11 protein-coding genes are annotated in these 13,132 nt (G+C 33.8%); 5 read left to right on the top strand and 6 right to left on the bottom strand.

All coding sequences use genetic code 11. The features are described from left to right. Positions 1-20: 20 nt before the first annotated feature. Both ABWH96_RS10475 and ABWH96_RS10470 read left to right on the top strand, forming a co-directional pair. Positions 21-764 carry an MBL fold metallo-hydrolase gene (locus ABWH96_RS10475; protein ID WP_375581403.1) on the top strand — a complete coding sequence of 248 codons (744 nt, stop codon included), beginning with the start codon at positions 21-23 and terminating at the stop codon, positions 762-764. Between the two features lie 125 nt (positions 765-889). After that, the gene (locus ABWH96_RS10470) at positions 890-2,926 is read left to right on the top strand and encodes a tetratricopeptide repeat protein (protein WP_375581402.1); all 2,037 of its coding nucleotides are present in this window, start codon (positions 890-892) and stop codon (positions 2,924-2,926) included. Positions 2,927-3,340: 414 nt separating this feature from the next. Here ABWH96_RS10470 and ABWH96_RS10465 read toward each other — a convergent pair whose 3' ends face one another. The 4 genes from ABWH96_RS10465 to ABWH96_RS10450 form a co-directional block, all read right to left on the bottom strand. Further along, positions 3,341-3,895 (bottom strand): transposase, encoded by a 555-nt coding sequence (locus ABWH96_RS10465; protein WP_375581401.1) that lies wholly within the window; start codon positions 3,893-3,895, stop codon positions 3,341-3,343. A gap of 352 nt (positions 3,896-4,247) precedes the next feature. After that, positions 4,248-6,494: a Tex family protein gene (locus tag ABWH96_RS10460; protein ID WP_375581400.1), complete on the bottom strand. Its 2,247-nt coding sequence runs from the start codon at positions 6,492-6,494 to the stop codon at positions 4,248-4,250. Between the two features lie 142 nt (positions 6,495-6,636). Beyond that, on the bottom strand, positions 6,637-7,605 hold the full coding sequence (gene trpS, locus ABWH96_RS10455; RefSeq protein ID WP_375581399.1) for a tryptophan--tRNA ligase: 969 nt from the start codon (positions 7,603-7,605) through the stop codon (positions 6,637-6,639). A 1-nt stretch (position 7,606) separates the two neighbouring features. Next, positions 7,607-7,993 carry a DoxX family protein gene (locus tag ABWH96_RS10450; RefSeq protein ID WP_375581398.1) on the bottom strand — a complete coding sequence of 129 codons (387 nt, stop codon included), beginning with the start codon at positions 7,991-7,993 and terminating at the stop codon, positions 7,607-7,609. A gap of 133 nt (positions 7,994-8,126) precedes the next feature. On the opposite strand from ABWH96_RS10450, the gene ABWH96_RS10445 reads away from it, so the two are divergent. After that, a complete protein-coding gene (locus ABWH96_RS10445; protein WP_375581397.1) occupies positions 8,127-9,227 on the top strand; it encodes a DUF1573 domain-containing protein in 1,101 nt (366 codons plus the stop codon). Positions 9,228-9,369: 142 nt separating this feature from the next. Here the strand turns inward: ABWH96_RS10445 and ABWH96_RS10440 are convergent, their stop codons facing one another. Continuing rightward, positions 9,370-10,953: an ABC transporter permease/substrate-binding protein gene (locus tag ABWH96_RS10440; RefSeq protein ID WP_375581396.1), complete on the bottom strand. Its 1,584-nt coding sequence runs from the start codon at positions 10,951-10,953 to the stop codon at positions 9,370-9,372. After that, on the bottom strand, positions 10,932-11,828 hold the full coding sequence (locus ABWH96_RS10435; RefSeq protein ID WP_375581395.1) for an ATP-binding cassette domain-containing protein: 897 nt from the start codon (positions 11,826-11,828) through the stop codon (positions 10,932-10,934). Before ABWH96_RS10435 ends, ABWH96_RS10440 begins: the two co-directional genes overlap by 22 nt. A 110-nt stretch (positions 11,829-11,938) precedes the next feature. On the opposite strand from ABWH96_RS10435, the gene ABWH96_RS10430 reads away from it, so the two are divergent. Both ABWH96_RS10430 and msrB read left to right on the top strand, forming a co-directional pair. Continuing rightward, on the top strand, positions 11,939-12,550 hold the full coding sequence (locus tag ABWH96_RS10430; protein ID WP_375581394.1) for a flavin reductase family protein: 612 nt from the start codon (positions 11,939-11,941) through the stop codon (positions 12,548-12,550). Between the two features lie 68 nt (positions 12,551-12,618). Continuing rightward, positions 12,619-13,131 carry a peptide-methionine (R)-S-oxide reductase MsrB gene (msrB, locus tag ABWH96_RS10425; protein WP_375581393.1) on the top strand — a complete coding sequence of 171 codons (513 nt, stop codon included), beginning with the start codon at positions 12,619-12,621 and terminating at the stop codon, positions 13,129-13,131. Position 13,132 lies beyond the last annotated feature (1 nt).

Here is a 13,132-nt window from a genome sequence, read left to right as displayed (position 1 = left end):
AGTTTGAAAAAGAAAAAATTATGAAAAATCTATTACTCATCGTTCTGGTACTATTTAGCACTAGCTTATTTGGTCAAGATGTCATTAAAACTAAAAAGGGCAAAATTAAAATTCATCCTATAGTTCACGGTACTTTAGCTATTGAGCATGAAGGACTCACTATTTATGTAGATCCTTATGGAGGAGCAGATGGATTTGAAGGATTAAAGGATGCTGATTTAATCTTGATTACAGACATTCATGGAGATCATCTGAATAAAGAAACACTCAAAGCACTCAATACTACTAACTCTCATTTCATTGTTCCTGAAGCCGTTGCCCAGCAAATGGAAGGAATTGACCATGCAGAAATTGAAATCTTAAATAATGATAAAAGCACTGCATTTAAAGGGATAGAAATTACTGCATTACCCATGTATAATCTGCCCGAATCAGAAGATTCAAGACACCCAAAAGGTAGAGGAAATGGGTATTTACTCAATATTGCTGGCAAAGTGATATACATTTCAGGAGATACAGAAGACATTCCAGAAATGAGAGAGCTGGAGAATGTGGATATTGCATTCGTTTGTATGAATATTCCTTACACTATGACCATTGACCAAGCTGCTGATGCTGTTTTAGCCTTTAAACCAGCAATTGTTTACCCATTTCACTTTAGAGGTCAGGGTGGATTGGCAGATGTAGAAAAATTCAAAACTATGGTGAATGCAGAAAATAATAATATAGAAGTGAGAATAAGAGATTGGTATCCAGAGAATTAGTATTCACCGAGGAGAATAATCGATCAATCTAATTTTTCTAAAAAAGCCTCATCATTAACATTATATAATTGTTTTGGAAATGAAATTAGAATAAATTGAAGCTCATTAGCTTGAAAAACTAATATATGCGAGTGAAAATATTATTTTTCTTATTTTTCATTTTCTCTATTCCTTTATTGGGAAATCAGAAAACCGATAGTCTTCAAAATCTATTAAATAAAGACATTGAAGACAGCACCCGCCTTAATATTTACAAAAACTTACTTTATAACTTAAGTACATCAGAGCCTTCTCAAGCTATATTCTATGGTCAGCTTGGATTAGAATTATCTAGAAAAATAGAAGATGATTATTCCGAAATTCAGCTTTTAAATAATCTTGGCATTGCCTATTACGGCTTGGGAGATTATGAAAATACTCTTGATTATTTTCTGCTTGTATTAGATTTAGAAAAGGATTTGGATAATCCTCAATCCCTTTCAAGAGCCATGAATAATGTGGGTATTATCTATGATGAAATTGGGAGATTAGATAAATCAGTCTATTACTATAAAGAATCATTAAAGATTAAAGAATCATTCCAGGATTCTTCAGGCATTTCCAATACCATGAGCAATTTAGGATTGCTTTATATGAAAATGAAAAAGCCTGAAAAAGCAATCAATTATTTCAGACAATGCTATAAAATTGACAAAAAATCAAATAATGTAGTCGGCATATACAATTCATTACATAATATTGGCATTTTTCATAAAGATTACGGCACAACGGATTCCGCTATTTATTATATAGAAAAGGCATTATTAGCGGTTCCAAAAGGAGAAAATCATTATGATAAAACCTATATTATAAAAAGTTTGGCTGAGAGTTACCTTGCTTTAAGTAATTATAGAAATGCTCAAAATTATTTTGAAAAAGCAATCCAATCTGCCAATGAAGTACAGGCTCTGGATGTTTTAAAAGATTCATATAAAGGACTTTCAGAAATCTACGAACATAATAGACAATTTGAAAAATCATTAATTGCCTACAAGAATTATAAAGCCCTAAATGATTCCATATTTAATCAGGACTTCAATAGCAAGGTATCTCAGTTAGAAAAGAATTTTGAAATTGAATCAAAAGAGAAAGAGATACAAATTTTGACGAACAAGGCTGAAATCACAAACTTACAATTAGCAAGAAGGAAAAATTCTAATTACTTTCTCACTGGCTTAGGGATTTTGTTAGCAATAGTGGCCTTCATTAGCTACAATAGATATATAATTAAAAATAAATCTAACCGACTCCTCAAACAGAAAAATGAAGAAATAAATCTTCAAAAATCCGAAATCAAGGATAATAGAGATGAAATAGAAGCGCAAAGAGACAGTATACTAGAACAAAAGCTTGCACTGGAAGAAGCCAGTTCTGAGATTATGAAAAGTATATTGTATGCACAGCATATTCAGCAGGCTATACTTCCAGATTTAAATCAGATTAAAACAGTTTTTCATGAATTCTTTTTGCTTTATCTACCAAAATCAATAGTAAGTGGTGATTTCTATTGGTTTACGATGAAGGATGGGAAAATATTCTTTGCCTTGGCAGACTGCACAGGTCATGGAATTCCAGGTGCATTTATGACAGTAATGGCGAATGATCTTTTGAACAGCATTGTCATACAGCAGGATGAAAACGATTGTGCTAAAATTTTGAACCTATTAGATGAGGCTGTTTTAAATAGTCTACAGTATAAAGAAAACTCTTCTAATGATGGATTGGATATTGCGCTTTTATGTATAGACCTTAAAAATCATCAACTAACATTTTCTGGCGCCAGCATGGATTTACTTGTCTATCAACAAAATGATTGGAAAACGTTTAAAGGTGAGAGATTTTCAATTGGTGGATTTAAAGAACCAGACTTAAAACAGGCGAAAAATATTAATATCGATCTAAAAGAAGATACTCAAATCTATATACATTCTGATGGTTATGTGGATCAGTTTGGAGGGAAAGATGACAAGAAATTTATGCGTAAAAGATTAAAAATATTGTTGGATGAGATCAAACTTCTTCCACTTGAAAAGCAAAAAAATAAATTAGAAAAAGCATTGATTGAATGGAAAGGTGACCAACAACAAACAGATGACATATCCTTTGTTGGAATTAGGATTTAAGGCCTCTTCTCGAACGCATTTTGCTTCACAACGCGCTCGGTTGATGAATATGTCTTGTCCTAAAATTACTTTTTACTAAAAAAATTAATCAAGTTTTTAATTGAAATGAATAAAAATATAACTCCAATTATAAAAAAAATAAGAGGGGTAGTGTATCCACCGGTTCCACGTAGATAATACAATTCATTAAACAAACTTTTATAATTACCTGTAAAAATATCATGTAATGATAATGAACAAGCCAAAATACCAAATAAAAAATGAAAATATTTTTAACAAGTGGACTATTTAAAAATGACCTTAATTTTTCTTGGAAATTCATTAATCTGTTATTCTTACTTTAGATTGTAAATCAGACCTATAATTATCTAATATAATATGCCCATAGCGCGCGTTGTGAAGCAAAACGCGTGCTTAGCACAATAGTTCAATTTCCAACAATCCTTTCCTTATTCCAGCATACTCCTTTGCTGAACTGTATTTATAATCCACCGCTTCTTCAACTATCTCTGATTCTACAGGGTTATTATGGATATAATCTAGTTTCTGTTGCAGAAGAAAATTATTATCTAATTCAATAGGTCGATTTCCATCCTGCCACATCTTATTAGATTTAATTCTTTTCAATTTTTTTCCTGCATTTTGAAAAGCCCTTAATAGCCATTCTTTTCTACTTTCATTTATATTACTAATTTCCTCAAGTATTTTCTTATTACTTAATTTCTTAAAATCTCTCATGATACCTCCTAGGCTTTCATTTGAATCTTTTGAACTTATAATTAAATGTAAATGGCTCGGCATTATACAAAATGCATGAATGATTAAATTACGCTTTTCTTGATATTTTTTTAAAGTATCAATGATGATGTGATTATATTCTTTTCTAGTAAATAAATCTATCCAATAAACTATAGTGCATGTTACAAAATATATTCCTTCTGGATTGTTGAATTTATATTTCTCTGACATGGTTTTGGTTTTAATTTTTGATAAGTGAACATATAAAAACAAATTCTATTATACAATTCTTATCATTCCTAAAAAGATGGTGCTAATTGCAAACAGTACGCGCAAAATAGCAAACAGCACGCGTTTTGCTTCGCAACGCGCGCTATTATAAGAAAATAAAAAGTTTTTCGCTGAAGCGAAAAACTAGTTAGGGAAATTTTCTTAGGTTAAAAACATTGGATCACCTCGAACGCGTTTTGCTTCGCAACTCGCTTGATTGGGAGGGAGAATATGCACGGTTTTTAATTTGAAAGAGTATTCTACAAAAAACACCTATCCTCCTTTTTAGAAGATAGGTGTTATTGAACCTACATCATCCAAATTTACCTTTAAGTGCCGCCAGTTTAGCTTGTAAATCACCTTCAGGAGCTTTTTCTTCAGATTGTTTTTTAAATTTTCCTTTTGGCTTTTCTTCTTTTGACTGTTGTTTGAAAGGATCTTTCTTAAGAGAAAATGAAATTCGCTTTCTAGCTTCATCTACTTCTAAAACAGTAACCTCAACCTTTTGCGCTACATTCACTACATCTGCAGGATTACTGACAAATTTATCTGCTATATGGCTTACATGGACTAAACCATCCTGATGAACACCCACATCCACGAAAGCACCAAAATTGGTAATATTGGTAATAATACCTGGCAATTTCATGCCCACTTTCAAATCCTTGATTTCATTAACTCCTTCGGTAAAAGAAAAAGCTTCAAATTGCTCACGAGGGTCACGACCCGGCTTAGCCAATTCCTGCATGATATCCTGCAAAGTTGGGAGTCCTACAGATTCTGTTACATATTTCTTCATGTCCAACTTCTCGCGCAATTCTTTGCTACTCATCAAATCAGTAATAGAAGCTTGAACATCCTTGGCCATTTTATTTACTAATTCATATCGCTCAGGATGGACAGAACTGCTATCCAATGGATTTTTAGCATCACTGATACGCAAGAAACCTGCTGCTTGCTCAAAAGCTTTATCTCCCAATCGAGGGACTTTTTTCAAATCCTCTTTACTTTTGAAAGCACCATTTTCATTTCTGTAATTCACTATGTTTTCTGCTATGGAAGGACCCAATCCAGAAACATAAGTTAATAATTGTTTGCTGGCTGTATTTAATTCAACTCCAACATTATTCACACAACTTACCACAGTATCATCCAATCCAGCTTTTAGTAAATTCTGATCTACATCATGCTGGTATTGCCCTACTCCTATTGATTTGGCATCAATTTTCACCAATTCCGCCAATGGATCCATCAATCTTCTGCCGATAGATACTGCTCCACGGACAGTTAAATCGTAATCCTTAAATTCTTCCCTTGCCACTTCAGATGCCGAGTAAACAGAAGCTCCACTTTCATTAACCATCACCACCATTACAGATTTAGGCAATCCAATGGAGTTAATAAATTTCTCAGTTTCTCTCCCAGCTGTACCATTTCCGATAGCTATGGCTTCAACATTATATTTCTCTACCAACTGTAATATTAAAGCTGCTGCTTTAGTAGTTTGCAATTGAGGTTCATTTGGATAGATAGCTTCATTAAACAATAATTTACCTTGTCTATCCAGACAAACTAATTTACATCCTGTTCTGAAGCCTGGATCAACTGCCATCACATTTTTCTGTCCCATTGGAGCAGCTAAAAGCAATTGTCTCAAGTTATCTGAGAAAACTTTGATAGCTTCTTCATCCGCTTTTTTCTTGGTGAAAATACGGATTTCAGTTTCCATACTTGGCTTCAATAATCTTTTGTAAGCATCTGCTAAAGCCATTTTCACTTGCTGAGCTGCTTCATTATCTGCTTTCACAAAATGCTTTTCCATAATGAATAGAGCATCTTCTTCCTCCGGACTGATATCCAGCATTAAGATCATCTCCTTCTCTCCTCTTCTCATCGCCAGTATCCTGTGAGATGGAGCTGTTTTTACATTTTCTTCCCACTCGAAATAATCCTTATACTTCTGCCCTTCCGTTTCTTTTCCGCTTAAAACTTTCGAACGGAATTTTCCTTTTTCCAGAAATAATTCGCGGATATCTTCTCTAAGCTCAGCATTTTCATTCGCCCATTCGGCAATTATATCTCTGGCTCCATGCAGTGCAGATTCTATATCGGCCACTTCTTTTTCTTCGTCAATATACTTTCCTGCCTCAAGCTCTAAGTCAATACTTCCTTGTTCGTAAATTAGCTTGGCTAATGGCTCCAAACCTTTTTCTCTGGCAATGGTCGCTTTTGTTCTTCTCTTTGGCTTATACGGAAGGTAAATATCTTCCAGTTTAGCCATAGTTTCGGCTGCATTAATTTCCTTTTCAAGCTCATGAGTCAGCTTCTCCTGCTCTTTTATAGATTTCAGGATAGCTTCTCTCCTCTTATCCAAATCGCGTAATTGTTGCACACGATCTCGAACATCAGCAACAGCTACCTCATCCAAGCTACCTGTCATTTCCTTTCTATAGCGGGATATAAAAGGCACAGTGGCACCACCATCTAATAATTCTACTACCGATTTTACTTGTTGGGGACGCACATTTAATTCCCCTGCAATTTTAATTATGTGATCCATTTGTATGATTAAAGATTCAAGAGTCTAGATTCAAGAATCTAGACTTTGGATTTATGATTTTAAAAAAGATTAATTTCAAACCCCTTGTTTTATACTTGTTAAATATTGAAAATAAAAAATATCTAGACTCTAGGTTCTCATTTCAATATCCCAACACTTTCCGCACCCTACCCAAAGTCTTACTTGCTATTTCGGCTGCTTTTTCTTCGCCTTTTTCCAATTTTTTATGGAGCTCATCTAAGTTTTCCATGTAGTGGTTATAAAGCTCTCTTTCTTTGGAGTATTTATTAACTATTAATTCATAAAGGGCTTGCTTTGCATGACCGTAACCATAGTTACCACCTTCATAATTTTTACGCATTTCGGCTACTTGTTCATCAGAAGCCAATAGTTTATAGATATTAAAGACATTACAGTTATCCGGATTCTTTGGTTCTTCCATTGGCGTACTGTCAGTGATGATTTGCATCACATTTTTTCTCAGCTTTTTATCGGTCTGGAAAATATCGATGGTATTGCCATAAGATTTACTCATTTTCTGACCATCCGTACCCGGAATCGTCATGATTTGCTCATCAATTCTGGCTTCTGGCAATACAAAAACATCTCCATATCTATGATTGAATGCACTGGCAATATCACGGGTCATCTCCAAATGTTGCTTTTGGTCTTTACCTACTGGCACTAAATCCGCATCATATAAAATAATATCACAAGCCATTAACACAGGATAAGTAAATAGCCCAGCATTTACATCTGCCAAGCGATCCGATTTATCCTTGAAAGAATGGGCATTCGCCAACATAGGAAATGGTGTGTAGCAACTCATATACCAGTTCAATTCCGTTACTTGAGGTACCATGGATTGTCGGTAGAACAAATTTTTATCCGTATCAAAGCCAAAAGCCAACCAAGCAGCTGCCACCGCATTTACATTTTCTTTTCTTACCTCAGCATCTTTAATAGTAGTTAAGGAATGCAAATCAGCTATAAAAAAAAAGCTTTCATTTTTCGGGTCTTGGGATAATTTTATGGCTGGAATAATAGCTCCTAATAAATTCCCTAAATGTGGTTTACCTGAACTTTGGATACCGGTTAAAATTCTTGACATTTTATATGTTTTTCTTTCTAATGATCTTATCTAAACTATAATTTCCACCTCCATTAAGGGCCGTAACCGCAAAAACGGCAGCATATAATAATCCTAGCTCTTGCCTGCCAAAAGGATCACCACTATGGACTACCAAAGCAGCTATCAACATCGTGAACAAAATAGGCACACTTGCCAAACGGGTGTAAAGCCCTAAAGCTACTAAAATTGAACAAATAAATTCTGCAAAAACAGTAGCAACTAGGCTGACTTCTTCGCCTATTCCAATGGGGTCAGCAAAACTGAAATCACCTGACAACAATTTCATGAATTTAGGATAGCCATGGGTGAGCATCATTAGCCCACCAGCTAATCGTAATATCAATAAACTTAAATTTCTAAATGGCATTTTAAATAATACTTTAGATAGTTGAAAAACTAAACAAACACCCTATTTCTTACTTGACATGAAATCAAAGTAAAATATAAGGATCAAAAAATGAAGAAATGTGTATCTTCGTTTATAATAAAAAAACGAATTTATGAAGAATATTCATTTGCTTAAAAGCACCCTTGCGATTGTTTTTGTATTTTTTTTCCACATTGCTGTATATGCACAAAATAATACCGCTAAAATTACATTCTTGGAAGAAAACCATAATTTCGGAACAATAGAAGAAGCAAGCGGTACTGCACAATATACCTTCAAATTTATTAATTCAGGAACTGATTCAATTAAATTAACTTCCGTAAGGGCTTCATGTGGTTGCACTACCCCTTTTTGGGAAAAAGATGCTTTAATGCCAGGCGATACTGGTAAAATTGAAGTAGCCTATAACCCTTTGAACAGACCTGGGAAATTTGCTAAAACAGTTACTGTCAGGACTTCTGGAGAACCAGAAACCAAAATTCTGAGAATATCAGGTTATGTTGAGCCAAAGCCTAAAACTATTGAAGATGAGTTTAATACAGAATTAGGTGGAGTTAGACTTAAAAGTAAGTTTATTAATTTTGGAAATATCACTACTGAAAAACCAGTGAGTAAATTCATAGAGGTTTACAATCAAACGGAAGATACTATTACCGTCTTGGATAGATTTGTTTCAGCAGATTTCATTAAAGTAACCAAGCTACCAGCTATCATACCTCCTAAAAAATCAGCGGAAATTGAGATTAATTATCTACCTAAAATAAAAAATGATTTAGGATTTATGAATGATCCTTTAACGATTTTTACAGATGAAGTGGAAAATAGTAACAAGGCTTTAAATGTAATAGCCACCATCAATGAGTATTTTCCTCCAATGACGGAAGAAGAGCTAGCCAATGCTCCTCATATTGTATTTGAAACCTTGGAATATGATTTTGGGCATATTGATGAAGGTGAAAAACTAAGTCATGCTTTTAAATTTACCAATACAGGAAAGGATACCTTAAACATCAGGAAAACCAAATCTACTTGCGGTTGCACAGTTTCAGAACTGAAAAAAATGGATTATAAATCAAATGAAACAGGTGAAATCAATGTGACATTTAATTCAAATGGAAGAAGAGGCACGCAAATTAAAAGAATAACTTTATTTACAAATGATCCGACATCACCTACTCAGGACTTGATAATTAAGGCTTATGTGAGGGATTAGAAGTTGGAAGTTGGAAGATGGATGTAGGAATTTTGTCCATTGTTAATCCCTAAATAGCATTGACTGTTTTGGTTAAAAATTCATTTTATAATTCCCTCGGGCAATTTTATGAGCCTGAGGTTCTTTTCTTGGGCATTCAATTTTAATGATTGGCCAAATCCTCAATATTTTCTAACTCAAGTTCTTCTGCTTGGTCAGATCGCATCAAAATCGCAAAAGTGTTATTAAAGCCTAATGTAGGAAGCCACTCAAATTGGAATTGAGATTGTGACTCTCTGTTTACAAAATCATACACTTTATCAGGGTTTGCAAACAAATCTTCTCTTTCCTTATCATTTGTTTCTAGCAATAATAATAGTGCAGTGCCTGTGTATTCAGGATAGATATCTATTTCATCATTTTTCATGGCATCCATCAAAAGCTTAGTGCCTCCAAATCCTAATTTTAACTCCACATTCAAATGAGTATTTTCCTCAATTATCAATTTAAATAGATGAGCCAAAATATAATTCTCCGTGAAGGCTTTACTACCTATTTTGATGGTTCTAGATTTACGTGAAGATTTAGTCTCCTTTCCCAATAACCCTTTGAACTTTAAGAATTCTAAAGCTACTTCCTCTGGTTGTTTCTTTTCCTCGTCTACCTTAAAATTCATATCAGTCATTTCTTCATTAGTGATCTGGTTTTCCAAAAGCGCAAGACTTTGTCGAATTTCAGGATACTTATCTAAAATTGCTTGTCTGGCAACGGGTGCTGCCTGATAGGGTGGAAAATAATTAAGATTATCCTCCAGCGTTTTTAAATTATAAGCTTTAATTCTGCCATCAGTAGAAAAACCGCTTATGACATCTACCTCTTTATTAGCTAAAGCCTGATACATCAGACCAATTTCCATTTCAACATAATCCAATTCGAAATCATAGACCTTAAATAAACCTTTTAAACCGTCTTCCCGGTAAACAAATTCAGAAGGAAATCCACCTAAAAGCTCTGCTTTATCTGATCCCGATTTAAGCTTTTGAAAACCTAATATCATCAAATAAATAAACATTCCACCAAAAAGAATAATTGAAAACCAACGGATAATTTTCAAACTACTCTTTTGAATTCGGCCTAATATAGCATCAAAAAATAATGCTAACAATGAGGCTGGTATAGCCCCAGCTAAAATCATATTAGTATTATTCAACTGAATTCCCTGAAGAATAAATTTACCTAGACCACCTGCTGCTATAAAAGCACTTAAAGTAGCCACTCCTACATTAATTACAGAAGCAGTCCTTATACCAGCCATTATGTAGGGCAAAGCCAAAGGCAACTCCACTTTAAATAAAACCTGAGAACGTTTCATCCCCATTGCAATAGCAGATTCTTTAATTGAAGTATCCACTTCCGTAATACCGGTATAGGTATTTCGCACTATGGGTAGCAAGGCATAAAGAAACAAAGCTATAATTGCTGGAACTACTCCTATACCAAAAAAAGGCAACAGAAAGCCTAAAAGAGCCAAACTGGGGATAGTCTGTATGGTATTGACAATGAAAAGAACCGTTTGTGTGGATTTATTGTAAACGGCAATGAATACACCAATTGTAATCCCTAATAAAACTGCAATGCATAAAGAAACTAAAGTCAGTTCAACATGCTCAAACAGTTGCTGAAAAACTTCTGCCTTATTATTAATTAAGAAATCATAAAATGAGCTCATGATTTCTCCTCCTTCCATTTATAAAACGCTTCTAAGACAATAGAGTGAAATTGACTATTTGAATTCTGTAGAAAATCAAGAACAGATGAATTTTCATCATAATCAGGAAGAGTTACCACTTGCACAAATGATTGGATTTCACTTAAGGTTACCGATGCTAAAGATGCTTGAAACTGATCACCTTTCACAAAGTTATTTACTAATTCGTTTTTAGGGTTAAACAATATTTCCTGTGGAGTGCCTACTTGCTGAATTTCTCCATTCGCCAGTAAACAAATTCTATCTGCCATACTCACTGCTTCCAGTACATCATGGGTAACCATTACGGCCGTTAGACTTTCTTCTTGTTGTATTTTTCGAAATTCATTTCGAATCTCTACCCTTGAAATGGGATCCAAAGCACTAAAAGGTTCATCCAATAAAATCATTTTTGGCTGTGCCACTAATGCTCTTGCAAGCCCAATTCTTTGTGCTTCTCCCCCACTAAGCTCAGCAGGGAACTTATTCGCATAAACTGAAGCAGGCATTCCGATTTTATCTAGCCAATTATGAACTTTTTGTTTAAGTAGTTCTTCCTTTTCATTCTTTAACCTTAAAATTATAGCCACATTGTCAAAAACAGAATAATGAGGAAATAGTCCAACTTTTTGAATTACATAACCAATTTTCTTTCTTAAATCAAACAAATTATGTTTCTCGAAATTCTTATTTGCAATCAGAATTGAACCTGAATCAGGTTTTACTAATGCATTGATCATCCGCAGCATGGTGGTTTTACCACTTCCACTGGCTCCCAATAGCACCATTAATTCTCCGTCCTTTATTTCAAGATTAATTTTTTTCAGCACCAACTGCTCATTGAATGATTTTTCAATATTTTGGAACGATATCATAATTGTCAATTTACAGTCATAAATGAATTCAGGAAAGAAAAGCAGCTTTATTTTCAATTAAAGCAAACAAAAAGATTCTAAAAATGTATTAATCTCATTAAAAATTAAATATGAAACACATAAACATTGAGTCCATTGAACAGATGGGCAGTAGATATAGAGCAAATTTTTTCAACACAATTTCAGGCTTCAAGAGCGCTAATTTAATTGGGACAAACGATAATTTTGGGAATACAAATTTAGCAGTCTTCAACTCCGTAGTTCACATAGGGGCAAATCCTCCATATTTAGGTTTTATTTTAAGGCCAACTACAGTAGAAAGACACACTTATGAAAATATTAAAGAAAATGGCTTATATACTTTCAATCATATTAATGAAAATATAATAGAAAAAGCGCATCAAACATCCGCAAAGTATCAAAAGAACGTATCTGAATTTGAGGCCTGTGGTTTTGAAGAAGAATATTTGAATAATTTCGACTCACCATATGTGAAGGAATCAAAGATAAAGATGGGGTTGCAATTTGAAGAAGAACATTTTATAAAGGCTAATCATACCATATTAGTAATAGGAAAGCTGTTACATGCATATTTAGATGAAAAGTTAATTTCTAATGATGGTTCAATTGATCTTACTGAAGCAGGAACTGTAACGATTTCTGGATTATATGAATATCTAAAACCAACTAAGTTAAAAAAACTTGATTATGCGAAACCATAATTTAAAAAGTACAAAACTTTATAGTCCTAAAAGAGTATAACAAGCAACAAGTAAACAATATTACAAAAATGAAAGGTATTAAAATAGGGAAATTAGTCAGCATTTTGGGATTGGCTACAATCATTAGTTTTCAATCTTGTGCTCAACAAAATAGTAGCTCCGAAAATAAAAGTAGTTTAAAAGGTCACACTTTTGAAGTACAAAAAACTGAAGCTGAATGGAAAAAAATATTAGGACCGACAGAATATAAAGTTTTACGGGAAGCTGGAACCGAAAGGGCTTTTACTGGAAAATATAATGATTTTAAAAAAGAAGGAATATTCATTTGTAATGGTTGTAAAACAGAACTATTCAGTTCCGAAACAAAATATGAAAGTGGAACAGGATGGCCTAGCTTTTACAAACCATTGAATGAGGAAAATGTATTAGAAGTAGAGGATCGATCATTAGGCATGGTTCGTACTGAAGTTGTATGCGGTAGTTGTGGTGGTCATTTGGGTCATGTTTTTGAAGATGGACCAAAACCAACGGGATTAAGGTATTGTTTAAACTCAGCAGCTTTAGATTTTAAGGAAAAATAAA

Origin of the sequence: Marivirga tractuosa, from assembly GCF_042140215.1 — a bacterium.
GTDB classification, from domain to species: Bacteria; Bacteroidota; Bacteroidia; order Cytophagales; family Cyclobacteriaceae; genus Marivirga; species Marivirga tractuosa_A.
The sequence above is the reverse complement of the archived record's forward strand: the minus strand, read 5'-3'. Positions and strand labels throughout refer to the sequence as shown.